Source organism: Bradyrhizobium sp. (assembly GCF_016219575.1).
Classification (GTDB): Bacteria; Pseudomonadota; Alphaproteobacteria; order Rhizobiales; family Xanthobacteraceae; genus Bradyrhizobium.
In genome coordinates this window covers 75,418-100,408 of sequence record NZ_JACRMG010000032.1, presented here as the reverse complement: position 1 = coordinate 100,408, position 24,991 = coordinate 75,418, and the positions used below count along the sequence as shown (strand labels likewise).

Annotated in this window: 22 protein-coding genes; 8 read left to right on the top strand and 14 right to left on the bottom strand. The window is 64.6% G+C overall.

Annotated elements, in window-relative coordinates; translation table 11 throughout:
• The first annotated feature begins 13 nt into the window (after positions 1-13).
• Genes HZB49_RS25125 through HZB49_RS25115 form a run of 3 tightly spaced genes read left to right on the top strand, consistent with a single transcriptional unit; the run spans position 14 to position 2,538 of the window.
• A complete protein-coding gene (locus HZB49_RS25125; protein WP_291616290.1) occupies positions 14-1,780 on the top strand; it encodes a hypothetical protein in 1,767 nt (588 codons plus the stop codon).
• The gene (locus tag HZB49_RS25120; protein WP_291616288.1) at positions 1,773-1,910 is read left to right on the top strand and encodes a hypothetical protein; all 138 of its coding nucleotides are present in this window, start codon (positions 1,773-1,775) and stop codon (positions 1,908-1,910) included. The genes HZB49_RS25125 and HZB49_RS25120 overlap by 8 nt, the downstream gene beginning before the upstream one ends.
• A complete protein-coding gene (locus HZB49_RS25115; RefSeq protein WP_291616286.1) occupies positions 1,891-2,538 on the top strand; it encodes a class I SAM-dependent methyltransferase in 648 nt (215 codons plus the stop codon). Before HZB49_RS25120 ends, HZB49_RS25115 begins: the two co-directional genes overlap by 20 nt.
• Here HZB49_RS25115 and holA read toward each other — a convergent pair whose 3' ends face one another.
• The 3 genes from holA to leuS are packed head-to-tail and all read right to left on the bottom strand — an operon-like array spanning position 2,539 to position 6,735.
• Positions 2,539-3,567, bottom strand: coding sequence for a DNA polymerase III subunit delta (holA, locus tag HZB49_RS25110; protein ID WP_291616284.1), 1,029 nt, complete (start codon positions 3,565-3,567; stop codon positions 2,539-2,541).
• 5 nt (positions 3,568-3,572) lie between these two features.
• Positions 3,573-4,124, bottom strand: a complete 552-nt coding sequence (gene lptE, locus HZB49_RS25105; RefSeq protein WP_291616282.1) for an LPS assembly lipoprotein LptE — start codon at positions 4,122-4,124, stop codon at positions 3,573-3,575.
• On the bottom strand, positions 4,111-6,735 hold the full coding sequence (gene leuS / locus HZB49_RS25100; protein WP_291616280.1) for a leucine--tRNA ligase: 2,625 nt from the start codon (positions 6,733-6,735) through the stop codon (positions 4,111-4,113). Before leuS ends, lptE begins: the two co-directional genes overlap by 14 nt.
• A 307-nt stretch (positions 6,736-7,042) precedes the next feature.
• On the opposite strand from leuS, the gene HZB49_RS25095 reads away from it, so the two are divergent.
• Positions 7,043-8,035 (top strand): GGDEF domain-containing protein, encoded by a 993-nt coding sequence (locus HZB49_RS25095; RefSeq protein WP_291616398.1) that lies wholly within the window; start codon positions 7,043-7,045, stop codon positions 8,033-8,035.
• A gap of 48 nt (positions 8,036-8,083) precedes the next feature.
• Here HZB49_RS25095 and HZB49_RS25090 read toward each other — a convergent pair whose 3' ends face one another.
• Positions 8,084-9,775 (bottom strand): diguanylate cyclase, encoded by a 1,692-nt coding sequence (locus HZB49_RS25090; protein WP_291616278.1) that lies wholly within the window; start codon positions 9,773-9,775, stop codon positions 8,084-8,086.
• A gap of 109 nt (positions 9,776-9,884) precedes the next feature.
• On the opposite strand from HZB49_RS25090, the gene HZB49_RS25085 reads away from it, so the two are divergent.
• Positions 9,885-10,571 carry a YggS family pyridoxal phosphate-dependent enzyme gene (locus HZB49_RS25085; protein ID WP_291616277.1) on the top strand — a complete coding sequence of 229 codons (687 nt, stop codon included), beginning with the start codon at positions 9,885-9,887 and terminating at the stop codon, positions 10,569-10,571.
• A 24-nt stretch (positions 10,572-10,595) separates the two neighbouring features.
• Here the strand turns inward: HZB49_RS25085 and HZB49_RS25080 are convergent, their stop codons facing one another.
• Positions 10,596-11,381, bottom strand: a complete 786-nt coding sequence (locus HZB49_RS25080) for a hydratase (protein WP_291616275.1) — start codon at positions 11,379-11,381, stop codon at positions 10,596-10,598.
• Between the two features lie 24 nt (positions 11,382-11,405).
• Positions 11,406-11,975 carry a L,D-transpeptidase family protein gene (locus HZB49_RS25075; protein WP_291616273.1) on the bottom strand — a complete coding sequence of 190 codons (570 nt, stop codon included), beginning with the start codon at positions 11,973-11,975 and terminating at the stop codon, positions 11,406-11,408.
• 236 nt (positions 11,976-12,211) lie between these two features.
• Between HZB49_RS25075 and HZB49_RS25070 the strand changes: the two genes are divergently transcribed.
• Positions 12,212-12,898, top strand: coding sequence for a response regulator transcription factor (locus HZB49_RS25070; RefSeq protein WP_291616272.1), 687 nt, complete (start codon positions 12,212-12,214; stop codon positions 12,896-12,898).
• Between the two features lie 50 nt (positions 12,899-12,948).
• Complete coding sequence (locus HZB49_RS25065) at positions 12,949-13,392, top strand: cyclic nucleotide-binding domain-containing protein (RefSeq protein WP_291616270.1); 444 nt, start codon at positions 12,949-12,951, stop codon at positions 13,390-13,392.
• Between the two features lie 35 nt (positions 13,393-13,427).
• On the opposite strand, the gene HZB49_RS25060 is transcribed toward HZB49_RS25065, so the two are convergent.
• The 4 genes from HZB49_RS25060 to HZB49_RS25045 form a co-directional block, all read right to left on the bottom strand.
• Positions 13,428-14,243 carry an exodeoxyribonuclease III gene (locus HZB49_RS25060; RefSeq protein WP_291616268.1) on the bottom strand — a complete coding sequence of 272 codons (816 nt, stop codon included), beginning with the start codon at positions 14,241-14,243 and terminating at the stop codon, positions 13,428-13,430.
• A gap of 152 nt (positions 14,244-14,395) precedes the next feature.
• Positions 14,396-15,175: an outer membrane lipoprotein carrier protein LolA gene (locus HZB49_RS25055; protein ID WP_291616396.1), complete on the bottom strand. Its 780-nt coding sequence runs from the start codon at positions 15,173-15,175 to the stop codon at positions 14,396-14,398.
• A gap of 153 nt (positions 15,176-15,328) precedes the next feature.
• The gene (locus tag HZB49_RS25050; protein WP_291616266.1) at positions 15,329-17,776 is read right to left on the bottom strand and encodes a DNA translocase FtsK; all 2,448 of its coding nucleotides are present in this window, start codon (positions 17,774-17,776) and stop codon (positions 15,329-15,331) included.
• A 20-nt stretch (positions 17,777-17,796) separates the two neighbouring features.
• Positions 17,797-19,023, bottom strand: coding sequence for an aminotransferase class I/II-fold pyridoxal phosphate-dependent enzyme (locus HZB49_RS25045; protein ID WP_291616264.1), 1,227 nt, complete (start codon positions 19,021-19,023; stop codon positions 17,797-17,799).
• A gap of 295 nt (positions 19,024-19,318) precedes the next feature.
• On the opposite strand from HZB49_RS25045, the gene HZB49_RS25040 reads away from it, so the two are divergent.
• Complete coding sequence (locus HZB49_RS25040; protein WP_291616262.1) at positions 19,319-20,104, top strand: GGDEF domain-containing protein; 786 nt, start codon at positions 19,319-19,321, stop codon at positions 20,102-20,104.
• Between the two features lie 134 nt (positions 20,105-20,238).
• Here the strand turns inward: HZB49_RS25040 and HZB49_RS25035 are convergent, their stop codons facing one another.
• The 4 genes from HZB49_RS25035 to HZB49_RS25020 all read right to left on the bottom strand — a co-directional run bounded on the left by HZB49_RS25035 (position 20,239) and on the right by HZB49_RS25020 (position 24,947).
• Positions 20,239-20,640 carry a GFA family protein gene (locus tag HZB49_RS25035; RefSeq protein WP_291616260.1) on the bottom strand — a complete coding sequence of 134 codons (402 nt, stop codon included), beginning with the start codon at positions 20,638-20,640 and terminating at the stop codon, positions 20,239-20,241.
• A gap of 14 nt (positions 20,641-20,654) precedes the next feature.
• On the bottom strand, positions 20,655-22,871 hold the full coding sequence (locus HZB49_RS25030) for an acetate--CoA ligase family protein (RefSeq protein WP_291616258.1): 2,217 nt from the start codon (positions 22,869-22,871) through the stop codon (positions 20,655-20,657).
• Between the two features lie 257 nt (positions 22,872-23,128).
• Positions 23,129-24,571, bottom strand: a complete 1,443-nt coding sequence (locus HZB49_RS25025) for an ammonium transporter (RefSeq protein ID WP_291616256.1) — start codon at positions 24,569-24,571, stop codon at positions 23,129-23,131.
• Between the two features lie 37 nt (positions 24,572-24,608).
• Positions 24,609-24,947, bottom strand: a complete 339-nt coding sequence (locus HZB49_RS25020) for a P-II family nitrogen regulator (RefSeq protein ID WP_291616254.1) — start codon at positions 24,945-24,947, stop codon at positions 24,609-24,611.
• Positions 24,948-24,991 lie beyond the last annotated feature (44 nt).

Genomic DNA, 24,991 nt, shown 5'->3' with positions numbered 1-24,991 from the left:
GGCAGGGTAGGCGATGCTGTATTTGAGTCTTTGGCTATCGCTGATCTTTGCCTTGGCGATTCCCGGTTCTGTCCTCGCTCGCATGCCAATCATCGACGGATCGGCGAATTCGAGGCCTGCGGTCATTATCGTCGCCAGTGTGGCCTGCACCTACCTGATCGTGACATACTCGGCTCTGTTCGGGCTCCCTGCCTTTGCTGCGTTTCTTTGTGTCATGGTGTTGGCTGGGTTGGCGATCCTGTATGATGTGGTGAAGCCACGCGAGGCGGTTGCCCACATCTACAGTCTGAGAGCTCTGGCTGCCGGCTTGATTGCCGGCGTCATTCTCATCGGTTGTTTCTGGGTCTTCTGGAGACAAACGCCGGCGGTTTTTCTCGGCTCCGACACCGTCGCTTCGTGGAACACCTGGGCCAGGGAATGGGCAGCCGGGCGGATACCAGCTCTCGCCTACGGATACCCCCAGCTTGCGCCGGCCATCTGGGGTTCGACCTATGTTTGGCTGGGTGACTCAATCCAGTACGGCCCGACGTACCTGTTCGTCCTGCTTCTCATATTGCCACCGGCTGCGTCTGCGATGTGGTCGGGGGAACGGAATCCGATCCTGGCTCTCTGGATGGTCGGCATATACGGCGCCTTCGTTGTGCATTTCAGAGGATGGCTTGGCGGCACATTGTTGGCGAGTTTTCCGGACTGGCTCGTGGTGTCCTTCGTTGCATCCGCCATGGTCATCGCCGGCCCCAGATTGTTAGACCCATCCTCAAGGCAGAGCGACGACTCGCTCGCCCTCACGACAGCGCAGATTTATCTTTGTGCGGCTGCTTCGATAAAGCCGCTGGCGGGCCTGCTTTCGCTGGCCGTTCTTGTTTCAACCGCTCTTCTCCGCTTCCGGTCATCGCGAACCGATTTGAATCGCTCCGTCGTGGTGCAGCTTTTCGCCATCGGCCTGGCCGTGGCCACGTTCATGGCGTACTACGTCCAGGTCAGGAACGCAGTCGTCCTTCCCGCGCCAAGACCAGCGACCTTTGCCGGTCAGCTGGTTTACGGGGCCGAGTTTGTCGGGAAGGCGGTCTTTCCGGTCTTTCTGTTTCTGTCGGTTTGGGGCCTGGGCGCAACAGCGTTCAACCCCAGCGTCTGGCCGTTGTCCGTCGCTTGCGCGGGCGGATTTGCGATATGGGCGCGAACAGCGTCCTACGACTTGAGGAACGTGCTGCCCTTTGTCATTGCCTCCACCTTGCTTGGCGTCTGCGTTGTGGCGAAGACGATGCGTGATCGTGGGATTCTCCAGACCTTGGCTGAGCGCCTCGTGTTGCCCGCCGACCGAAAGATCCCCGTCCCTCCCGTGGTGACCCTGCTCGCGTTCGCGCTGGTTGTCTTGATCGCAACGCTTCCGCTGATGAAGTCCGATGATGATATCCGGCGTTCATTCCTGAGAGACAATCAAGCAATCGGACTGGGTACCCAGATCAATACGATGGTCATCGCTGCCGCGAAAGACGGTTGCTGGATAGGAACCAACAACTCGGACCTGTTCTACCAGCACGCGATGGAAAAGCTGCCAGGCAAGAGACTTGTGGGGTTCAGCCCGATAAAGGTTGATGAGATCGACCTTCGTCCCGTGTTGTCGAACAGCTGCTCTGCAATTGTGATACTTGCGCCCACACTCACTGAAGCCGCTCGACAGCTTCTTGCATCACAGGAAGCTGTCGGACGCCTTCGCAGGGCTTCGAAACTGGATTGGTTGATATATGCTTCCCCGGGGAGATTCGATCCAGATGAATAAGATGGACATGCGTCCTCTGGGTAACGATCGGCCTGTTGCTGCAATGGCGGAGGTGCCGGTCTTCGTGTTCAATTTCCTGTTCCTGCGTGACTTTGTGTTTGGAAGGGCCGATGACCCCACTCGCGACTGACTGGGACCAGTATTACGACCGCCCGGCCCCGACCGCGCATTTGACGCGGCGGTATACGGCGCACTGGCTGCAGACCATGATGCGGCGTTTCACGGCGGGAAAGCCGGCGCTCAGCGTCGTCGAGTTCGGCGGCGGCAACAGCTGCTTCTTCAAGGGGCTGACACAGGCGCTGCCGATCGCCCGCTACGAGATCGTCGATCTCAACGCCAAGAGCCTTGCCCTCTTCGAGCAGCAGGGGCGCGAGGTCCCGACGGTGAGGACGGCGGCGCACCGGGCGGACCTCCTTAAGGAGGTACCGGCGCTGGAGCCGGCCGACATCGTCTATTCGGTCGGCCTGATCGAGCATTTCTCGCCGGAGGGAACGCGGGAGGTGGCGCGGCGGCATTTTTCCTGCGTCAAGCCCGGAGGCATCGTCATCATCACGGCGCCGACGCCGACCTGGCTCTATCGCACCGTGCGCGGCGCGGCCGAGACGATCGGCGTATGGGCCTTTCCCGACGAGCGGCCGCTGCAGCCCGCCGAGATCGTCAAGGCCGGCGACGGGCTCGGCACGCTGCGGCATGCCGCCACCCTGTGGCCGCAGGTGCTGACCCAGCATGCGGTGGTCTGGCAGGCGCAAGGGCGTTGATCACCCTCGCCGTTTGGCGTTGGCGGCAATCGCAAGCAGCGTGCGCTGCGCGATCGCGGACGCCAGCGAGGTCTGCTTGCGCATGTCGAGGGCTGCAGTCGCAAGCTGGTCGATGATTCCGACCAGGCGTTGCGGGCTGAAATTGCGTAGCGCGGTTTCGACTGCGCCCTTGCGCGAGAAATGCAGGCGGGGGAAGCCGCCGTCCAGCACGGCCGAGAGCGGGGTGCCGTCGGCAAGCGACAGCGCCGACTTGTGCAGCCATGCGGCCTGGCGCTGGGCGGCGGCAATGATGATTCCGGGATAGGTGCCGGCCACCATCGCTTTCGCAAATTCGCTTTCGACGACGGCAGCGTTGCCGGCAAAGGCGGCGTCCACGATCGGGTCGAGCTTCAGGTCGGAGGCATCGGAGACGACGGCCATGACGTCGTCGAGCGACACCTCTCCCTTGCCATGGGCGTAGAGCGCGAGCTTGCGCAACTCGTTGCGTGACGCCTGGCGGTCGCCGCCGAGCAGGCCCATCAGGGTCGAACGCGCGTCCTGGGCAATGCGCAGATTCGACGGCTTCAGCTCGTCGTCGATCAGCCGCGCCAGGTCGCGCTCGGTGTCGGGATAGCAGCCGATCGCCACCGCATTCTTGGCGCGCTCGCAGGCCTTGCGCAGCGGCGATTCCGGCCGCAGTTCCCCCGCTTCGATGACGATGCGGCAGTCGCGGATCGGTGTCTCTGCCAGCGTGTCGACGCCGCTGGCGAAATTGCGCGAGCCGGCGCGGACGCGGATGGCGCGGCGGCCGCCGAACAGCGGCACCGTCATGGCCTCATCGACCAGGCGCGAGGGTTCGGCGGCGAGCTCGTCGCCGTCGAGGCGCACCAGCGAGAAGGGATCGTTGGGATCGTCGACCGCCGAGGCCATCAGCGCGTCGGCGCGCTCGCGGACCAGGCCGGCGTCGGGACCGTAGAGCAAAATGATCGGGCGGCCGGGATCGGGCCGGACCAGGAAGCTGTCGATTTCTTTTCCGCGGAGCGCGACCAACGGCGTCAGGTGCCGGCGGTGAAATAGGACGCCAGGCGTGTCTGGATGTTGTCGGCGATCTCCTGCGCGGCGCGGTCCTCGGCGTCGCGGAAGGCGCGGGCGCGGGCGAAGCGCTGCATCTGGCCGGGTATGTCGTAGGACACCCGCGAGAAGGTCGAGCCGGTCATGACGGACTTGTTGGAGGCGAGCTCGATCAGATTGTACTGCGCGTCGATGCCGTAGTTCTCGGACGACGGCAGCGCGGTGTTGGGATCGAGGATCAGTGACGAGCGGCTGGTCGTGAAGCGCAGCACGAGCTTGTGCGTCGGCGGCACGCCGGTGGCCTGGCCGTAAAGCTTGAACGCCAGCGCGTTGCGGATCTCGACGCCGATGCGGGCCTCGCGCGAGGCGTTCTGCTTGTCGACCGGGGGCAGCTCGACGCCCATCAGCTTTTCGCGCAGGCCCGGCGTGCCGTCGGTGCGCTCGGCATACATCGGCTGGAAGCAGCCGGCCGTGAGCCCGGCCAGGGCGGCCACGGCCAACAACCTGACGGCGATGCGGGTCCTAGCCGACCACATTGACGATCCTCTTGGGCACAACGATCACTTTCCGGACGGGTTTGCCGCCCAAGGCCAATTTTACCGCATCAAGGGCCAAAACGGCACCCTCAATTTCCTTGGTTTCGGCCTCGCTCGGCACCGTGACCTCACCGCGCTTCTTGCCGTTGACCTGGACGACCAGGGTCATGGTGTCTTCAACCAGCAAATCGCGTTCGATTTTGGGCCAATCGGCCTCCGAAATCAGCCCGGACTGGCCCAGGACCCGCCAGCACTCCTCGGCCAGATGCGGCATCATCGGCGAAATCAGTTGAACAAGGATGACCGCGGCCTCCTTGACCGACCAGGCGAGGTCGGGCGGGGCGGTTCCACCCTTGGCCAGCACGTCGGCCAGCGCATTGGTGAACTCGCGGATATGGGCGAGGCAGACGTTGAAATGCAGCCGCTCGATACCGGTCGACACCTTGTCCAGTGTGCCGTGACCGGCCTTGCGCAGCGCCAGCGCTTCGGGACCGAACGCCGCCGGCCGCGCCGCCGGTGCCGACCTGGCGACGACCGCCGATTCGTTCACCAGCCGCCACAGCCGCTGCACATAGCGCGATGCGCCCTGCACGCGCTCGTCGCTCCAGATCACGTCGCGGTCGGGCGGGGAGTCCGACAGCATGAACCAGCGCGCGACGTCGGCGCCGTAGGTGGCGATGATGTCGTCGGGGTCGACCGTGTTCTTCTTCGACTTCGACATCTTCTCGATCGGGCCGATCGTGACCTCGTCGCCGCCATAGATCATGATGGCGCGGCGCTCGTTGCCGAGGGTCTCGATCTTCACCTCCGCCGGGGTCACATAAGTGCCATCCGCCTTGCGGTAGGTTTCGTGGACGACCATGCCCTGCGCGTACTGGCCGGCGAAGGGCTCGTCGAAGGCGATGTGGCCGGTGGCTTTCATCGCGCGCGTGAAGAAGCGCGCGTAGAGCAGGTGCAGGATCGCGTGCTCGATGCCGCCGATATACTGATCGACCGGCATCAACCGATCCACCACAGCGCGCGTGGTCGGCTCCTTCTCGTTCCAGGGATCGGTGAAGCGCGCAAAGTACCAGGCCGAATCCACGAAGGTGTCCATGGTGTCGGTTTCGCGCTGGGCCTTGCCGCCGCATTTGGGGCAGTTGACGTGCTTCCAGGTCGGATGATGGTCGAGCGCATTGCCCGGTCTGTCGAAGGTTGCATCCTCCGGCAGCGTTACCGGCAGATCCTTGTCCGGCACCGGCACGACATCGCATTTCGGGCAATGGATCACGGGGATCGGGCAGCCCCAGAAACGCTGGCGTGAAATGCCCCAGTCGCGCAGGCGGAAGTTCACCTGCCGCTCGCCGACCGGCGCACTGCCGCGCGTTTCCGTCTCCAGCCGCTTCGCCACTTCTTCCTTGGCCTGGTCGATGGTCATGCCGTCGAGGAAGCGCGAATTGATCATGCGGCCATCGCCGTCAAAGGCTGTGTCGGTGATGACAAAGGTCTTGGGGTCCTGGCCTTCGGGGCAGACCACCGGAATATTGCCGAGATTGTACTTGTTGACGAAGTCGAGGTCGCGCTGGTCGTGCGCGGGACAGCCGAAGATCGCGCCGGTGCCGTATTCCATCAGCACGAAGTTCGCGACATAGACCGGCAGCTTCCAGCTCGGATCGAACGGATGGATCGCCCGGATGCCGGTGTCAAAGCCCTGCTTCTCGGCGGTATCGATCAGTTCCTGCGCGGTGCCGATGCGTTTCACCTCGGCGATGAATTCGGCAAGCTTTGGATTTTTCGCCGCCGCCGCCTGCGCCAGCGGGTGGTCGGCCGAGATCGCCATGAACTTGGCGCCGAACAGCGTGTCCGGGCGTGTCGTGAAAATCTTCAGCTCGGTCTCGCCGGCGGGGGAGGTCGCGGCATCCAGCGCGAAGCGGATCAAGAGGCCTTCGCTGCGGCCGATCCAGTTGCGCTGCATCACCCTTACCCGGTCGGGCCAGCGGTCCAGGGTGTCGAGCGCGTCCAGCAGTTCCTGCGAGTACTTCGTGATTTTGAAGACCCACTGGTTCATCTCGCGCTGTTCGACGACGGCGCCGGAACGCCAGCCGCGACCGTCGATCACCTGCTCGTTGGCGAGCACGGTCATGTCGACGGGATCCCAGTTGATCTTGCGCTTCTCGCGCTCGGCCAGCCCCGCGCGCATGAAGTCCAGGAACATCTTTTGCTGATGCTTGTAGTAGGAGGGATCGCAGGTCGCGAACTCCCGGCTCCAGTCCAGCGACAGGCCGATCGACTGCAGCTGCTTCTTCATCGCGGCGATGTTGTCGTAGGTCCAGGCCTTCGGCGCCACTTTGCGCTCGATGGCGGCGTTTTCCGCCGGCAGGCCGAAGGCATCCCAGCCCATGGGGTGCAGCACGTTGAATCCCCTGGCGCGCATGAAGCGGGCAAGCACGTCGCCCAGAGTGTAGTTGCGGACGTGGCCGATATGGATGCGCCCGGACGGGTAGGGAAACATCTCGAGCACGTAATATTTCGGCCGCGGATCGTCGTTCCTGGAGGCGAAGATCGCCTTTTCGTTCCAGGCGGCTTGCCAGCGGGGCTCGGATTCACGGGCGTTATAGCGGTCGGGAGTCATGAAATTGCTGGGGTTTTCTCGGATTCGGGTCCAGTCCAGAGGACGGCGGACTAGGCCATAAAAGACCGTGGGGGGTCAACGGGTTGGGACCTTCGGCAACGGCTCCGGCGGAATCTTGTTGCACTGTCGCGAACTGCTCGCAAAACGGGCAAGTTGAGGGGCACTTAACCAATTCATGAGACCTTCACCACCCAAACAACAAGAAAACACGGACCCCGCAGCAAACAAGTGAATCCCCTTGGCCGACGCATTCGACGAGCTGGACTTCGAGTACGTGAGCGGGGTGGCCGAGAAGGCCATGGGAGCGATCGCGGCGCAGCGCGTTCCGCCGACCCCGCATAATTTCCACGTCTGGTTCAAATATGCGCTGGGCAACCCGGTCGCGCTGAAGCGAACCATCGACATCCTGATCGCCCAAAAGCGCAAGTTCGACGCCTCGACCAACCGCGACCTCTACACGACCTATGTCGGCTCCAGGGGCACCGACGAAGCGGTCGCCCATCAGGTCTCGCAGCAATTGCACACCGTTCTGGCGTCCGCGAAGCAATTTCTGTCGACGGCTATTACCGACAACCGTACGCACATGCAGGCGATCAGCGAGGTCGCCGACCGCACCGAGGCAGGCGCCGATCCGCGGGTATTGGTCGAGACCTTGATGAACGAGCTTGCCAAGGCGACGAAGCGCTCGACCAAGCTCGAGGCGGAGTTCGTCGAGAAATCGCGCGAGCTCGACATCATCCGCCAATCGTTGTCGCAGTCGGAAGAACGAGCGAGGACCGACACGCTGACGGGACTCCCGAACCGCCGGGCGCTGGAAGAATTCTTTCGCGCCGCGCAGGAGGATTCCATGGAGCGGGGCCAGCCGCTCAGCGTGCTCCTGATCGACATCGACCACTTCAAGAAATTCAACGACAATTTCGGCCATGGCGTCGGCGATCAGGTGCTTCGGCTGGTCGCGAAAGTCCTGCGCGATCGCGTGCGCGAGAACGATCTGGCGGCCCGCTATGGCGGCGAGGAGCTGATCGCCATCCTGCCGGGCGCGGATATCGCGGTGTGCAGCGCGACCGCCGAGCGCATCCGTCGCGCGATTGCCGACTGCAAGATCACCCGCCGTTCCACCGGTCAGGAGCTGCCCGGCATTACCGTGTCGATCGGGGTCGGCCAGTTTCAGCCCGGCGAGTCCATGGAGGATCTCATCGACCGCTGCGACCGTGCGCTCTACCAGGGCAAGAAGCGCGGCCGCAATTGCGTCGTGACGGAGCAGGAGCTCGAGCCCGAGCCCGAGCGCGCGGCGGGGTGACGCGCCGGCGTTGCCAACAGAGAAGAAACTTGGCGCTACGTCTGCGGACTACCCCGCCAGCGCCATGCCGGCTTCGTCGACGAGGCGGATGAAGCCGTGCTCGACGACGGTGTTGCGGCCGCGGTGTTTGGCCGCGTAAAGCGCGGCGTCGGCGGCCTCGATCAGGTCGCCGGGACGGCCATTGTCGCCGGGCAGCGTGCAGGCAACCCCGATCGAGACGGTGACGGCCTGGTGGCTCGAGGTCGCGTGGGGCAGATCGAGCGAGCGGATCGTGGCGCGCACGGTCTCGCCGACTTCCATGGCGCGCTGGGCGCCGGTGTTGGGCAGCAGCAGGCAGAATTCCTCGCCGCCGTAGCGCGCCGCAAAGCCCATATTGTCGGCGGCGATGCCGGCCAGCGTCTCGCCGAGCCTGGTCAGGCAGGCGTCGCCCTCGGGATGGCCGTAGGTGTCGTTGTAGAGCTTGAAGTGATCGACGTCGATCATCAGGAGCGACAGCTCGCTGCCATATTGCTGCGCCTTCATCCATTCGAAATCGAGCCGGCTCTGGAAGCCGCGGCGGTTGGCCAGCCCGGACAGCATGTCGATGGAGGCCATCACGGTGAGTCGGTCGTTGGTCGCCAGCATCTCGCGCTCGCGCTGGCTGAGCTGGGCTGCCATCGCGTTGAAGGCGCGCGCCAGCGGCACGAACTCCGACGGCAGACGGCTGCGCGCGACGCGGGCCGACCAGTCGCCTTCGCCGAAGCGCCTGGCGACGGCCGTCATCATCTCGATCGGTTCGATGATCAGCTTTTCCGCGCCGATCAACGCTCCCAGCAGCACGAACAGGCAAACGAAGCCGAGCTGCAGATAGGCGGTGCGGATGTCGCGGTTGATCGCGCCGGTGACCTTGCTCTCGTCGACGCTCATCACCAGCCGCGCTTCCGTACCGGGGATGCGCATGAAGCTCAGGTCGCGCCTGGCGCCGTCGGAGGCAGTGAAGGACAGCGAGCCTTCCGGCTGCTCGGAATAAAGCGCCTTGTCGGCGATCGCCGATATCAGGGAAAGCGCATCGATCGGCCGGCCGATCAGGCTGGCGAGATCGTCGGGCGCGGCGAGAATGGTGCCCTTGCTGTCGATCATGACCGCGGTGAAGCCGGAACGGCCGGAAAGCCGGGTCATGCTCTTCGACATCCAGTCCAGCGTGATGCCGGCGACCACGACGGAATCCTGGTCGGGGTTGATGGCCGATACCGGATAGGCCGCCATCACCATCGGCTTGTCGATCATCCTGGCCGTCAGGAAATCGCTGAACACGAAGTCGCGGGTCTCGCGCGCCTTCTTGAAGTAGGGCCGGTCGCTGATGTCGAGCCCGACCGGCGCATTGAGCACCGAGCATTGCACGCGGCCGTCGGCGCCCACCACCATGACGTTGCGGATCCAGGGCAGGTTGAGCGGAAGGCTCGCGCGCATCAGGTCGCAGCTGCGGGCGATGCCGCCGGCAGAACGGATATAGGCGGTCGATTTCAGGACGGTGGCGACCGATTCGATCACCTCCCGCTGGGTGTCGGCGGTGCGTTCGGCGAGATCGCGGAATTCCTGGGTCACCTGCGCGAGCTGCTTGCCGCGTGCCTCTTCCAGCGAACGGGCGCGTTCCAGCATCAGGGGAGCGACCAGCAACAGCGCCAGCAGGGCAAGCCGCAAGCGGATGCCCAGAAGCTTCTTGAGTTTCACCCTGTTGCGGCCGAAAGTGATGCGCGACATTTTCGTCCCTACCCCCGGACAGGGTAAAGGCAAGGGTTCAAAAAGCCTTTCCCGAACTTGGTAAAATTCAAGGAAATCCCGCCCGTTTGCGGGGCCTGCGAGCGAGACAATGGCGAGCGAAACGCCCGTAGTAACCGCGCCTTTACCAAGCGGCCTTGCCGCCGTGGAGCAGGAGATCGCGCGCGCCTGCAAGGAGCATGGCCGCGACCGCGCCGCGGTGACGCTGATTGCGGTATCCAAGACGTTCGGCGCCGACGCCATCCTGCCCGTGATTGCGAGTGGCCAGCGCGTATTCGGCGAAAACCGCGTGCAGGAAGCGAAAGCGAAATGGCCGGCGCTGATCGCGGCGCATCCCGGCCTGGTGCTGCATCTGATCGGCCCGCTGCAATCCAACAAGGCGAAGGAAGCCGTCGCGCTGTTCGACGCCATCCATTCGGTGGACCGGCCGAGCATTTGCGAAGCGCTGGCGAAGGAAATCAGGTCGCAGGGCCGTCACCCGCAACTGTTCGTGCAGGTCAATACCGGCGAGGAGCCGCAGAAGGCGGGCGTGGCGCCGCAGGAGGCCGATGCCTTCATCGCCGCGTGCCGCGACAAATACGGGCTCGATATCGCGGGGTTGATGTGCATCCCGCCGGTCGACCAGGCGGCGGCGCCGCATTTCGCGCTGGCTGCAAAGATCGCGGCGCGCAACGGACTGAAGAACCTTTCGATGGGCATGAGCGCGGACTTCGCCACCGCCATTCAGTTCGGCGCCACGCATGTGCGCGTCGGCTCGGCGATTTTCGGGCATCGCTGATAGCTGGACGACGGTGATGTCGATCTACGCGAATCCCACCGACACCTTGCCCAGTGCGCCGAAATCCACCGCGCAGAAATCGCCGGCCTGGATCGGCAGCGGCTTGTGGCAGGTGCCTGTGGTGACCACCCGGCCCGCTTTCAGGTTGATGCCGAGCTGGCGCAGCTCATTGGCGAGCCAGGCCAGCGCGAGGCGGGGATCGCCGAGCACGTTCCTGCCGTGGCCGGTGAAAGCTTCGCCGCGCATGGTGATCACGGGGCGGTGCTCGATCATATCCATGGAGCGCCAGTCCGCCGATGTCGCAGGTCCGAGCACGAACAGGTGCGCGCAGGCGTTGTCGGCGATGAGCTGCGCCTCGCCGGCGCCGACGAAATCGGCAAAGCGCGAATCCGGAATCTCGATGGCGGGATGCAGCGTGTCGACGGCGTCCAGCACCTGCTGCACGCTGTAGGGCGTCGAGCGCGCCGGCAGGTCGACACGCATGCGGAAGGCGAATTCAGGCTCGGCGACGCGCATCTCGTTGCCGGCCATCGGCGCCGTTCCGCCGTCGGCGATCACGGTCTCGGCCAGAATCCTTCCGGCCATGGGGCCGGCGACGTTGATGTGCTTCTGCCCGGCCTCGCTGGTGGCGGCGATCTTCCAACCGAACAGATGCGTGGTGGAATAGCGCTCGATCGCGGCCTGGATCGCGTAGCCGTCGGCGCGGTTCTGCGGGCGGTGCCAGTCTTCCAGCGCGGCGAGCTTGGTTCCCGCGCGCCAGTGCTCATGCAGTGTCTGCGACGCCGCGGCGACCTGATTTTTCTCCAGCATAATGCCTGGTCCCCAAAAGGTGCTTCATCCAATCACGATCCGCGTCCGCGGACCCATCCTTCGCAATAATCGCAACATGGCCGAACGCGTCATCGAAACACATCCTGCGGTCGGGGAAAAGTTCGCGCGCGCCAGGTGCAGGAATACGGCGCTGCCGCGTCCGGCGATGCGAGGGCGCGTGTTGTGGTCGATCTCGACGATGAAATCATAGAGATGGTCTTCGCGGGTCAGCCGGTCGCCGGCCCGGCCGCGCGCGAGCCGGATCGCCCGGTTATAGTGGCGGTCGGCCGGGTCTTCGCACCAGGCATCCTCGGGACGGATCGGGCGGACGGCGAGGTGCGTCCGGGGGCGGACATGGCGGTCGGCACGCCACCACAGCCGCCTCGGACGGAAGACGCCGCGGGGGGTGCCGCCGTCGCCCTCGCGCTTGTTGGCCTTGATGCCGCCACGTCCGAGCGCGACCGGTATGGTCCAGCCTGCCGCCGTGAGCCAGCCCCGGCGAGGGTTGCCGGCCGAGGGGCGAACGCGAATCGCCAACAATGGCCGATCACGCGTGGCTGTCCTATAAGTGTTTGAAATATCAGGAATTCCCATGCGAATCGACAAATCCCGGGTTGCCACGCCGCGGCAAATTGCTCTATTTCACGCCGCCCGAACACAATGATCGAAAAAGGCCGGGGAATCTGGAGTAGACTGCCCCTCGGCTTGAGAATCTGTAACCGCCGCTTACCTCAAAACGAGCTGGTCTCTGGCCAGCTACCCTTCTAGTTGCGTAACGGCCTAGGCTTCCCCGCTTGCGGCCGCTGCCTGCCGCCTCAAGGATCGTACCGATGCCCAATGCCCGCAAGATTTTGATTGTGGATGATGACACCGATTTGCGCGACACGCTGGTCGAGCAGTTGTCGCTGCACGACGAGTTCGAAGCATCCGCCGTCGATACCGGCGCCAAAGGGGCCACGGCCGCCAAGAATGATTCGCCCGACCTCGTGCTGATGGATGTGGGGTTACCGGATACCGATGGCCGCGAAGTGGTGCGCAGCCTGCGCAAGGGCGGCTTCAAGGCGCCGATCATCATGCTGACCGGGCACGACACCGATTCGGACACCATCCTGGGTCTGGAATCCGGCGCCAATGATTACGTCGCAAAGCCGTTCCGGTTCGCCGTGCTGCTGGCGCGGATCCGCGCCCAGCTCCGCCAGCACGAGGCGAGCGAGGACGCGGTGTTCTCGGTCGGCCCCTACAGCTTCCGGCCCGGCTCGAAAATGCTCACCGCGGCGAATGCGCGAAAAGTGCGGCTGACGGAAAAGGAAACCGCAATCCTGCGTTTCCTCTATCGCGCCGGCCAGCAGCCGGTGTCGCGCGAGACGCTGCTGCAGGAGGTCTGGGGCTACAATTCCGGCGTCACCACCCACACGCTGGAAACCCACATCTACCGGCTGCGCCAGAAGATCGAAAAAGATGCGGCTAACCCCGAGATCCTGGTGACGGAAGCCGGTGGCTACAAGCTGGTGCCGTGATACGTTTCACTCATACGATTCGTATTTCAGGCTGAGTCAGCCGGTCCTCGATGTCGATCGAAGATGATGTAGCCCTGCTGGAGCGCGTGCCGACTCTCAGGCTTCTGGGATCGGCGTCGTTGCGTATGCTCGCGATCGGCTCCGAACAGCGCAATTTCAGCCGCGGCGACGTGCTGTTCAACGCCGGCGAGGAAGCCGATGCCGGCTTCGTGGTCCAGCGCGGCGCGTTCCGCATCGAGGACGGTGTCTCCGCCGAAATCGTCGCCGGTCCCACGGCGCTGATCGGCGAGCTCGCGCTGGTCGTGGCGATGAAGCGGCCGTCGACGGCAATCGCGCTCGACAATTCCTCCGTGATCCGCATTCCGCGCAGCCTGTTCGCGCGCGTGCTGGAAAGCGATCCGGCCGCCGCGCGCCGCCTGCGCGACGAATTCGCCACCCGCACCAGCCAGATCGCCAGCGATATCCTGATGGCTGGCGGGAAGCTCAGTACTTGATCCTCACGGTGAGGGTGTGAGTCGCGGCGACGGAGCTAGACCTCTAGCACCGCCGTGACCGGCACGTGGTCCGACGGACGCGCCCAGCCGCGGGCGTCGCGCAGGATGCGGAAGTCGGCGACCTTGTCCTTCAGCGCGCGCGAGACCCAGATGTGGTCGAGCCGGCGGCCGCGGTCGCCGGCGGTCCAGTCGGCGGCGCGGTAGCTCCACCAGGTGTAGACCTTCTCCGACATCGGAAATCTTTCGCGCGCGACGTCGATCCATTCGCCATGGGTTTGGGCGGCGAGCAGCTTCTCGCATTCGATCGGCGTGTGCGAGACGACTTTCAACAGCTGCCGGTGCGACCAGACGTCGTTCTCGTGCGGCGCGACGTTGAGATCGCCGACCAGGATGTGGCGGTCGTCGCCGCGCGGATGCAGCGGCTCGCACGCCTTCATCTCGTCGAGAAACTTCAGCTTGTGATCGAATTTCGGGTTGAGCGCGGGATCGGGAATGTCGCCGCCGGCCGGTACGTAGAAATTATGCAGCACCAGCGGCTTTGCGAGCTGCGCCTTCTCGCCGAAGGAAACCGAGATATGGCGGGAATCCACCTTGTCGCAGAAGGTCCTGACATCGCTGCTGTCGAACGGCAGCTTCGAGACGATGGCGACGCCGTGATAGCCCTTCTGCCCGTTCAGCGCGACATGCTCATAGCCGAGCCGGCGAAATCGCTTCAGCGGGAATGCATCGTCGATGCATTTCGTCTCCTGCAGGCACAGCACGTCCGGCCGCACCGCCTTGAGGAATTTGGCGACGAGGTCGATGCGCAGCCGCACCGAATTGATGTTCCAGGTTGTCAGGGAGAAACGCATGGGGGAGTGCGTTCTAGCATGGATTGGAACCGCGCGAATCCTTGTCCACAGCGGAGGTGCGTAGGGTGGGTTAGCGCAGCGTAACCCACCGAATCCCAGGCAAGATGGTGGATTACGCCTTCGGCTAATCCACCCTACGAGGGTGCTTGGCGCTAGCCCGGCGGGGTCGAATAGTTGGTGAAGTCGATCTTGAACAGGCCGGGATCGACCTTCTTGTTCGCGTCCAGATTATAGACGGCGACCGTGGTGTCGTAGCCCTGCGGGTCGGTGACGGTCCATTGCTTGAGCTGGCCGTCCTTGGTGCCGACCATCAGCATGAGGCGGCTGGTGCCGATCAGCGCCTGCTTTTCCTCAATGGTGACGCTGATGAAGACGTCGTCGGCGGTGACGCTGACGACGTTGGTGTCCTTCAGGAGGTCGATGCGGTCGGAGAGCAGGAAGCGCAGGGGGGTCTGCGACAGCGGATAGATGTCCTGGGTCGCCAGCTTGCGGTCGCGCACCGCCAGCGAAGAGCCGTCGGCGATGATCGCGATCGGCGTCGGCGGATCGTATTCGAAGCGCACCTTGCCGGGCTTCATGATGTAGAAATCGCCCTTGGTCTTGCTGCCGTCGGGGCCGACCTGGACGAAGCTGCCGCTCAGCTGCTGCAGCGACGACAGATAGGTCGAGACCCTTGCGGCCTGCGCCTTCTGGTTGGCATCGAAGGTCGCAAAGATATTGGCGGGCACGTTGCGGCGCGGATCGGGAATGACGGGCGTCGGCGGCGCTTGCTGTGTCGTAGCGGTGGTCAACGGCGCCTTTTCGGCGGCGCTCATCTGGTTCTGCGCACTGTCACGGTCGCGGGCTTTCGGCGCGGGTTTCGGCACCGGAACGGTCTGCGCGGAAGATGCAGTGACGAAGACCGCGAGCGATGTCGCGATCAGGAGCGCCAGCGCGCGGATGGGGTACTGGTGTTTTGTCATGCGAACTTCAAGACTTCCGTTCAACGCATCATCCCGCTTTGTTGGCGGCCACTTTTAGCGCGATTTTGGCCTGCTGAGATATCGTTTTTCCGTGAGGTTTTGCCGCAAAAAGCGGCCCTTTTGTCAGTAACCGCCGCCTTCTTCCTCGCCCACGAGGATCTCGCGCTTGCCGGCGTGATTCGCCGGGCCAACGATGCCTTCCAGTTCCATGCGCTCCATCAGCGACGCGGCGCGGTTATAACCGATCTGCAGGCGGCGCTGGATGTAGGAGGTCGAGGCCTTCTGGTCGCGCTTGACGATCGCGACCGCCTGCTGGAACAGGTCGCCGCCCTCGCCGCCCATGCTGGTGCCGTCGAACACTGCGCCGCCGTCCTCGTCGGTCTCTTCTTCCGCGGTGACCGCTTCGAGATATTCGGGCTGGCCTTGCGTCTTGAGATGACGCACGACCTTTTCGACTTCCTCGTCGGAAGCGAACGGGCCGTGCACGCGGCTGATGCGGCCGCCGCCGGCCATGTAGAGCATGTCGCCCTGGCCGAGCAGCTGCTCGGCGCCCATCTCGCCGAGAATCGTGCGGCTGTCGATCTTCGAGGTGACCTGGAAGGCGATGCGGGTCGGGAAGTTCGCCTTGATGGTGCCGGTGATGACGTCGACCGAGGGACGCTGGGTGGCGAGGATGACGTGCAGGCCGGCAGCGCGCGCCATCTGCGCCAGGCGCTGCACCGCGCCCTCGATGTCCTTGCCTGCGACCATCATCAGGTCGGCCATTTCGTCGACGATGATGACGATGTAGGGCAGCGGGTCGAGCTCGAGCTTCTCCTCCTCGTAGATCGCCTTGCCGGTCTCCTTGTCGAAGCCGGTGTGCACGGTGCGCGTCAGCTCTTCGCCCCTGGCCTTGGCCTCGCCGAGGCGCGCATTGTAGCCGTCGATATTGCGGACGCCGAGCTTGGCCATGCGCTTGTAGCGCTCTTCCATCTCGCGCACGGCCCATTTCAGCGCGACCACCGCCTTCTTCGGGTCGGTCACGACGGGCGTGAGGAGATGCGGGATGCCGTCATAGACGGAAAGCTCGAGCATCTTCGGATCGACCATGATCAGCCGGCACTGGTCCGGACGCAGCCGGTACACGAGGCTCAGGATCATGGTGTTGATGGCGACCGATTTGCCGGAGCCGGTGGTGCCGGCGATCAGCATATGCGGCGTGCGCGCGAGGTCGATGATGACGGGATCGCCGCCGATGGTCTTGCCGAGGCAGAGCGGCAGCTTGGCGACGGAGTCGCCGCTCTCCTTGGCGGTCAGCAGTTCGCGCAGGTAAACCTTCTCGCGATGCGCGTTCGGCAATTCGATGCCGATGGCATTGCGACCGGGAACGACGGCGACGCGCGCCGACAGCGCGCTCATGGAGCGGGCGATGTCGTCGGCCAGGCCGATGACGCGCGAAGACTTGATGCCCGGCGCCGGCTCCAGTTCATACAGCGTGACGACCGGTCCGGGGTGGGCCTTCACGATTTCGCCGCGCACGCCGAAATCGCCGAGCACGCTTTCCAGCGAACGGGAATTGGCCTCCAGCTCGGCCTTGCTAAGCGGCTGGCGGTCGGACGCTTTGGGTGCCGTCAGCACGGATACCGACGGCAGCTCGAACTTGTCGGAAGATTTGCGCGAGGACTGACGCGGGGCCGGCTTCTTGCGCGGCGCGCGGGCGACGGGCTCTTCGTCCTCCTCTTCCTCGTCTTCGAACTCCTCTTCCTCATCGTGCCGCGGCGCCAGCGAGGGCACGCGGCGCCCGTCGAGATTGGGCTCCTGGCGGTCGAAGGAAAGCCGCGGTGCCGGGCTGGAGGAAACCAGCGAGCGGTAGGCGGTCGAGAAAAACCAGCCGATCCGCGCCTTAGCGCTCATGATGGCGTGGAACAGGAAACCCAGCGACACGGAGCTGCGGCTCTCCTTCTCCTCGACAAACGGCTCGTCGTCATCCTCTATCGGCGTCAGTTCCTCGTCCTCGCGCGGACGCGAACCCCAGCCGGAGGCGAACAGGAAGGCGGCGCTCATCGCGGCGAACAGGATGGTGCCGAGCACGAGGCGATAGACGAGCCCGGCCGGGCCGAACACGACCGCCGGTGCGCGCACCAGGGCATCGCCCACCACGCCGCCGAGTCCGGTCGGCAGCGGCCATGCGCCGCCATGCTGGAAACAGCTGGCGAAACCCGCCGCGAGTACGGTTGCCAGCAGCCAGCAGCCGAGCCGCAACGCCTCGCGGTCGAAGGTGCGGTGGGTCAGCATGCGCCAGCCCCACACGGCAATGGGCAGGATCAGCATGATGGCGCCGAGGCCGAGGATCTGCATCGACAGATCGGCGCCGATCGCGCCGGGATAGCCGAGCACATTGCGGATCGCACGCGAGGTGGCGTGGCTCAGGCTCGGATCCTGCACCGACCAGGTCATCAGCGCGGCGGCTGCGACACCGGACAGCACGATCAGGCCGAGGCCAACCAGTTCGCGAATGCGCCGCGCCAGCGCGTCGCGGATCGACGGCGGCAGATGGCTCACCAGTGGAATTATCCGTTCGATCGCTGCCATGCTCGTAGCGCGCCTTGCGATTAATCCAGAGTTTCGACCAGCCGATGCAACGCTTCGGCCGTAGATTGGGAGTCCGATACCAGCGCCAGCCGGATGTAGCCCGCGCCGGGATTGCTGCCGTCATCCTGCATTCGCGCCAGATAGCTGCCGGGGATCACGCGCACGCCGGCGTCGCGATAGAGCTTGACGCATGCCGCCTCGTCGCCGCCGCGGCCGGAGACGTCGAGCCAGACGCAGAAGCCGCCGGCCGGCCTGACGTAGCCGTAGCGACTGCCGAGGATCTGGTCGGCGAGATCGAACTTGATGCGGTAGAGCTTGCGGTTCTCCTCGACATGCGCCTCGTCGCTGTAGGCGGCGACCGCGACATGCTGCAGCGGCACCGGCACCTGCGGTGCGGCGACGTTGCGCAGCTCGAGGAAGGCAGCGAGGAATTTCTTGTCGCCGGCGGCGAAGCCGACCCGCATGCCCGGCAGGTTCGAGCGCTTCGACAGCGACTGGAACACGACGACGTTGGAAAAGTCGGGGCCCGCGCATTCCAGCGCGCTGCCCGGCGCTTCCCTGGTGTAGATTTCCGAATAGCACTCGTCGCTGAGGATGAAGAAGCCGAAGCGGTCGGCGAGCTGCTTCAGCCGCGTGAAATAATCGCGCGTGGCGACCGAGCCTTGCGGGTTGGCCGGCGAGGCGATGAACATCGCTACCGTGCGCGCCAGCAGCGCATCATTGAGCGAATCCAGGTCAGGCAGGAATCCGTTGGCGACGGTGGTCGGCAGGTACACCTGCTCGCAGCCGGCGGCGCGCGCACCGGCGCCATAGGCCGGGTAGAACGGATTCGGCATCAGGATGGCGGGGCGGCCCCTGCGATTGCCGACATGGCGCGAGGCAGTGATGGCGGCGAAGAACAGGCCTTCGCGGCTGCCGTTGAGCACCAGCACTTCGGTTTCGGGATCGACGGCGCGAGGCAGGCTGAATCGTGTCGACAGCCAGTTGGCGACCGCGTGGCGAAACGGCTCGATGCCCTTGGCCATGGGATAGCGGCCGAAATCGGCGATGTGCCTGGCCAGGACCGGGCCGACGAAGTCAGGCACCGGGTGCTGCGGCTCGCCCAATGACAATGTTATCAATGGCTTACCGGGTTGATAGGGTGCCAGCAGCTCGGTTGTCCGGACAAACGGGGAGCGCTCGGCCTGACCGGCAGCCGATACATTGCCGGCACCTTGTGCCAGGCCGGAAGAGGCGGTCATTGCCATGTCTGAAACGCCAGCACTTTCAATGCAGCCGGGCAGGGAAGTGCCGGCCGAAAGACCCGATCAAATCACCATAGATACGGCGAGGTTAAGACGCGATTAACCATCGGCCGTGCCGGCCGTCCAGACACCCAAAATCGAGCGCGGCAAATGCCGGATTGCCCCGACGCTGCCCGGCGGATGCAAGGCATTTTAGCAGACTGCGTGGGGTGCCCTTTACCGCGCTTGACGGATCACACTTTGGTTTAAGGAGTTCGTGTGCGCAGCGGTGTTAGGGATGGTCCGAACCGAGCGGACCATGAGCCTTCAGATTATCACCGACACCGATGTCGTGCGCCAGACCATCCGGCGCATGGCCTTTTCGACCGGCATCAGCGTCATGATGGCCGCGACGACGCTGGCGATGAGCCTGGGCAGCAATCCGGATGCGTTGATCCGTGTCGGCGACGTCATGCTCCTCAGCATGTGCGCGGCCACCATCATTCCCGCGGTGATCTCCGGCATCCTGAGCTACCGCTCGGCACGGCTGCTGCAGGAACTGACGTTGACGCGCAGCGAGTTGTCGCGCATTTCGCAGACCGACCAGCTCACGGGGTTGCTCAACCGCCGCGGCTTCGACGAAGCCGCAATGCTGGCGCTGCGCTCGGCGCAGCAGGCCGGCCTGCCGGCGGTCGTCTTCATGGCCGACATCGACCATTTCAAATCGATCAACGACCGTTTCGGCCACGAGTTCGGCGACAAGGCGCTGATCGAGATCGCCGCCGTGCTGCGCGAGTTCTCGCTGGCCCGCGGCGGACTGGTGGCGCGCCACGGCGGTGAAGAGTTCGCCGCGCTGATGATCGGCCTCTCGCGCGAGCAGGCTGAAATGTATGCCGAGGAGATTCGCCGCACCTGTGCGCTTCGCGAGATCCGGAGCGGCGACATCTGCGAGCGCATGACGATCAGCATCGGCTTTACCGTGACACGCGGCGAGATCGATCTCGCCAGGGTCATGCGCGTCGCCGACCAGGCGCTCTACATGGCCAAGCGCCAGGGCCGCGACCGCGTCGTGCGCGCCGACGAAATGGCGCTGGCGGCGGCGTAAGATCGAGTCCCACTGCTCTCGGGGTTTTCGTCATGCCCGGCCTTGTGCCGGGCATCCACGTCTTTGGCGCCATTTGAGAGAAAGACGTGGATGGCCGGGACGAACCCGGCCATGACGACCGATAGAGAAGATCGCTACTGCTGCGGCAGCCGCTCGAAGGCCGGCATGCCTTCCGGCACGTGGTGGAACGGCTGCTTGTCGATGGTGTAGATCGCGACCTGCGGCATGATCCGGCCGGGCTCATCCAGCGTGCCGACCTTGATGATGACGACCGGCCGCGGCGGGCGCGTCACGACATGGGTGCCGCATTCGGCGCAGAATTCGCGCGTCCTCGGATTCTCCAGATCCTTGCGAGCGAACTGCTTCGGTGCCCCCTTTGTGTATCTGAAGCTGTCCGGTGACATGGCCACGAACACGTTGGGCGAGCCGCCGGTGATGTACTGGCACTCGCGGCAATGGCACTGCGCCATCATCATCGGCTCGCCTTCGGCCTCATAGCGCACCGCGCCGCAATAGCATCCGCCTGTCAGTTTCATGGCTATTCCCTCCGCTAGTGCTTCGCCGCCTTGCGCGCTGCCTCGTTGTTGAGAACGATCAGCCCGTCAACGGCCACGCCGACCTTGCTGTTGATCAGGAACGGATTGACGTCGATCGAGGCGATACGGTTGCCGGCATCCGCGATCAGGTTGGAGAGACCGACCAGTGCCTTCACGGCGGAAGCCTCGTGCAGCGCGGGGCGGCCGCGATAGCCCTTCATCTTCACGCCGGCCTTGGTGCGGGCGATCAGCTGCTTCGCCTCGGCCGCATCGATCGGGGCGCCGGCGAGTGCGACGTCCTTCATCAATTCGATGTCCACGCCGCCGGTGCCGAACAGCACCACCGGACCCATCTCGGCGTCGAGGGAGGCGCCGACCACGAGCTCGAGATCGGCCTTGACCTGCTGCGCGATCAGGATGCCTTCGAGCCTGGGCTTGTTCTTCAGCTTCTTCACGCGCTTGACGATATCGTCGAAGGCCTTCTTCACTTCGGCGGCGCTGCCGAGATTGAGCACGACGCCGCCGACGTCCGACTTGTGCAGGATGTCGGGGCTGACGACCTTTGCCACGACCGGGAAGCCGATCTTCCTTGCGATCTTCACAGCCTCGGCCGAGGTCTGCGCAATTGCTTCTTGCGAAATCGGGATGCCGTAGGCCTTCAGCAGCTTCTTCGATTCCACCTCGTCGAGCGCGGCGGCGCCGCTGGTGTTCTTCAAGGCCCGCTCCAGCGCCGCGCGGGCGGACGCCTTCGAGCTCGAGACGATGTCGGGCACCTCCTTGCGCAGGCTCGCATACTCGATCAGCGATTTGATGGCGCCGACCGCGCGGTCGAGGCCCTGCAGCACCGCGACATTCGGAATCGATTTGCGCAACGACTTGGTGTGCTCGGTGAAGCCGATCGACATGGCGCTGATGTAGATCACGGGCTTGCCGGCCTTGCCCGCCATCTCGTTGACGATGCGCAGGTTGCGCTCGCGCAGTTCATGCGGCGCCTTCGGCAGCTCGGCGTCGATGATGACGATGTCGGTGTCGGGATCCTCGATCATGATCTCGATCGACTTCATGTAGACGGAGGGATCGACCACGGCGGCGAAGCCGGCGTCGAGGGGATTGCCGACGATGCTGCCGGGGCCGAGCATCTTTGCCAGCTGCTCCGATGCGTTGACCGAGAGCGGCGCGAAGTTCATGCCGGCGGCATAGAAGGTGTCGATCAGCAAGCCGCGCTTGCCGCCGGACAGCGACACCGCGGCAAGCCGGTTGCCCTTCGGCGTGTCGGCATGAACGAAGCATTCGGTGGTCTCTATCAGCTCGTCGAGGCCGCGGACGCGGATCACGCCCTCGCGGGTCGAGATCGCATCGAAGGTTTCGATCGAGCCGGCCAGCGCCCCGGTATGCGCCATGGCAGCCGCGCGTCCGCCTTCGGAAGCGCCGAGCTTCAGTGCAATGACCGGCTTGCCGGCGGCGCGCGCGGCCTTGCAGGCGTCGCGAAAGGCCTTCGTGTTCCGCACGCCCTCGAGATAGACCACGATGACGCGGATCGAGGGATCGGCGGCGAAATAGGCCATCAGGTCCGGCGTCTCGAGCCCGACCTCGTTGCCCGTCGTCACCATGTAGCCGACGCCGACGCCGCGATCCTCCAGCGCCTGGCGGATCGCCATCACGATGGCGCCGGACTGGCCGGCTATGCCGACCGCGCCCTGCTCCATGGTGACGATGCGGTCGTCGATATTGGTGAAGAGCTTCTCGCCGGCGCTGAGATTGCCGAGGCAGTTGGGGCCGGTCACCGCAAGCCCGGTTTCCTGCACCGCCCGCTTCAGCTCCTCGGCGAGGCGCTGGCTCTCCTCATCCTGCAACTCGGAGAAGCCCGAGGTGACGATGGTTGCCGAGCGCGCGCCGGTAGCCGCCGCATCGCGGATGACCTGCACCGCAAAGCGCGCGGGCACCAGCACCAGCACATGGTCGGGCTTTTCGGGAAGGCTCGCGAAATCCTTGTAGCAGCTGACGCCCCAGATAGTTTCGCGTTTGGCGTTGACCGGATAGAGGCCGCCCTCGTAGCCGTACTTGACCAGGTTGTTCCAGATGCGCTCGGCATAATTGCCGGGCTTGTCGGTGGCGCCGACCAGCACGATGTTGCGGGGGTGCAGCATCGCATGCACGCTTTTCACGATGGCGCTGGCGTTTTTCGGGGGCGACCATTTGCCGGCCGAGCCGGTAGCGGCGTGGGCATCCATAGGCGTTCTCTCACCCCGTATCTTGTTTTGCGAGACGGAATTTCCGCTCTCTTGATTGGGATGGAAGCAAACCGGTCATTTCGCCCGGCGTCAACACGCGCACGCCGCCTGTCGGGCTTCCGGATTCGCAGGAAGGAACAAAAAGAAAGGGGCTCCAACTTGCGCTGGAGCCCCTCAACGGTCAGGGCATTGCCGGGTATGTGCCCGAACCGGAGTTCTGGGCGCGGCGCCCGCAGGCGCCGTGCCCGTGGGAGAACTTACATGTTGTAAGCGCGCTCGGTGTGGTCGGTGAGGTCGAGACCCTCGCGCTCCACCTCGACGGTGGCGCGCAGGCCGACGATCACGTCGACGACCTTGTAGAGGATCGCCGAGCCGACGCCGGACCAGACCAGCGTGGTGCCGACGCCCCAGACCTGGGAAGTCATCTGCGCCACGAAGTCGTAGTCGCCGACCTTGCCGGTGACGTAGTCCATCACGCCGGTGCCGCCGAGGGCCGGGTTGACCAGGATGCCGGTGCCCAGCGCGCCGATGATGCCGCCGATGCAGTGCACGCCGAACACGTCGAGCGAGTCGTCATAGCCGAGCGAGTTCTTCACGATGGTGCAGAAGAACAGGCAGACCACGCCGACGACGAGGCCGAGCACGATCGCGCCCATCGGGCCGGCGTAACCGGCAGCAGGCGTGACCGCGACGAGGCCGGCCACGGCGCCGGAGATGACGCCGAGCATCGAGGGATGGCCGCGCACGATCCATTCCGCGAACATCCAGGCCAGCGCCGCCGCCGCCGTTGCGACGAAGGAGTTGGTCATGGCGAGCGCAGCGCCGCCGGAGGCTTCGAGGTTCGAACCTGCGTTGAAGCCGAACCAGCCGACCCAGAGCAGGGAAGCGCCGACCATCGACAGGGTCAGCGAGTGCGGGGCCATCAGTTCCTTGCCGTAGCCGGTGCGCTTGCCGATCAACAGCGCGCCGACGAGGCCGGCGATACCGGCGTTGATGTGCACCACGGTGCCGCCCGCGAAGTCGATCGCGCCCTTCTTGAAGATCCAGCCGGCGTCGGCCATGATTTCGTCGAGCTTGGCCTGCGCCGCCTTCTTGGCAGCCTCATCGCCGGCAGCAGCCAGCGCCTTGGCGGCGTCGGTGATCGCGTCCGGACCGGCCCAGTACCAGACCATGTGGGCGATCGGGAAGTAGATCAGGGTGACCCAGAGCGGAATGAACAGCGCCACCGCCGCGAACTTCATGCGCTCGGCAAAGGCGCCGACGATGAGGGCGGGCGTGATCGCCGCGAAGGTCATCTGGAAGCAGATGTAGATCAGCTCCGAGATGTTGGCGTCGACGCTGAATGTAGCGGCCTTGGATTCCAGCGTCACGCCCATCAGGAAGGCCTTGGAGAAGCCGCCGATGAAGTCGGAACCGCCGGTGAAGGCGAGGCTGTACCCGTAGAGCGCCCAAAGGATGGTGACGATACAGACGGTGTAGAATACCTGCATCAGCACCGAGAGCATGTTCTTGGCACGGACGAGACCGCCGTAGAACAGCGCCAGGCCCGGGATGGTCATCAACAGCACGAGAACCGTCGACGTCAGCATCCAGGCGTTGTCGCCCTTGTTGACGGTTGGCTCGGCATAGGCTGCGGTCGCAGCGAAAAGGCCGACTGCGAGGGCCGCCAATCCCGCGCTATAGGGACGTTTGAACGTCATTTTGTCTTACTCCTGAGTGGTAGGGTTGAGCGCGAAATCAGAGGGCTGCGGCATCGGCCTCGCCGGTGCGGATGCGAACCGCATGGTCGAGGTTGATGACGAAGATTTTGCCGTCGCCGATCTGGCCGGTCTTGGCAGCCGATGTGATCGCGTCGATGGTCTTGTCGACCTGATCCGAATTGACGGCGACTTCGATCTTGATCTTGGGCAGAAAGCTCACGGCGTATTCGGCGCCGCGATAGATTTCCGTGTGGCCCTTCTGCCGGCCATATCCCTTGACTTCGGTCACCGTCAAACCGTGAACGCCGATGGCGGTCAGGGCGTCACGGACTTCTTCGAGCTTGAATGGCTTGATGATCGCCATAACAATTTTCATTGGGTTCATCCCCGCTTGGGCCCGGCGCTCCGGGCGATCTGGAC

Excerpts from the sequence above, each read along its gene's own strand:
- HZB49_RS25125 (WP_291616290.1), top strand. The coding sequence starts at position 14 with ATGCTGTATTTGAGTCTTTGGCTATCGCTGATCTTTGCCTTGGCGATT.
- HZB49_RS25120 (WP_291616288.1), top strand. The coding sequence starts at position 1,773 with ATGAATAAGATGGACATGCGTCCTCTGGGTAACGATCGGCCTGTTGCT.
- HZB49_RS25115 (WP_291616286.1), top strand. The coding sequence starts at position 1,891 with ATGACCCCACTCGCGACTGACTGGGACCAGTATTACGACCGCCCGGCC.
- lptE (WP_291616282.1), bottom strand. The coding sequence starts at position 4,124 with ATGTGGTCGGCTAGGACCCGCATCGCCGTCAGGTTGTTGGCCGTGGCC.
- leuS (WP_291616280.1), bottom strand. The coding sequence starts at position 6,735 with ATGACTCCCGACCGCTATAACGCCCGTGAATCCGAGCCCCGCTGGCAA.
- HZB49_RS25090 (WP_291616278.1), bottom strand. The coding sequence starts at position 9,775 with ATGTCGCGCATCACTTTCGGCCGCAACAGGGTGAAACTCAAGAAGCTT.
- HZB49_RS25085 (WP_291616277.1), top strand. The coding sequence starts at position 9,885 with ATGGCGAGCGAAACGCCCGTAGTAACCGCGCCTTTACCAAGCGGCCTT.
- HZB49_RS25080 (WP_291616275.1), bottom strand. The coding sequence starts at position 11,381 with ATGCTGGAGAAAAATCAGGTCGCCGCGGCGTCGCAGACACTGCATGAG.
- HZB49_RS25075 (WP_291616273.1), bottom strand. The coding sequence starts at position 11,975 with ATGGGAATTCCTGATATTTCAAACACTTATAGGACAGCCACGCGTGAT.
- HZB49_RS25070 (WP_291616272.1), top strand. The coding sequence starts at position 12,212 with ATGCCCAATGCCCGCAAGATTTTGATTGTGGATGATGACACCGATTTG.
- HZB49_RS25065 (WP_291616270.1), top strand. The coding sequence starts at position 12,949 with ATGTCGATCGAAGATGATGTAGCCCTGCTGGAGCGCGTGCCGACTCTC.
- HZB49_RS25060 (WP_291616268.1), bottom strand. The coding sequence starts at position 14,243 with ATGCGTTTCTCCCTGACAACCTGGAACATCAATTCGGTGCGGCTGCGC.
- HZB49_RS25050 (WP_291616266.1), bottom strand. The coding sequence starts at position 17,776 with ATGGCAGCGATCGAACGGATAATTCCACTGGTGAGCCATCTGCCGCCG.
- HZB49_RS25045 (WP_291616264.1), bottom strand. The coding sequence starts at position 19,023 with ATGGCAATGACCGCCTCTTCCGGCCTGGCACAAGGTGCCGGCAATGTA.
- HZB49_RS25040 (WP_291616262.1), top strand. The coding sequence starts at position 19,319 with ATGAGCCTTCAGATTATCACCGACACCGATGTCGTGCGCCAGACCATC.
- HZB49_RS25035 (WP_291616260.1), bottom strand. The coding sequence starts at position 20,640 with ATGAAACTGACAGGCGGATGCTATTGCGGCGCGGTGCGCTATGAGGCC.
- HZB49_RS25030 (WP_291616258.1), bottom strand. The coding sequence starts at position 22,871 with ATGGATGCCCACGCCGCTACCGGCTCGGCCGGCAAATGGTCGCCCCCG.
- HZB49_RS25025 (WP_291616256.1), bottom strand. The coding sequence starts at position 24,571 with ATGACGTTCAAACGTCCCTATAGCGCGGGATTGGCGGCCCTCGCAGTC.
- HZB49_RS25020 (WP_291616254.1), bottom strand. The coding sequence starts at position 24,947 with ATGAAAATTGTTATGGCGATCATCAAGCCATTCAAGCTCGAAGAAGTC.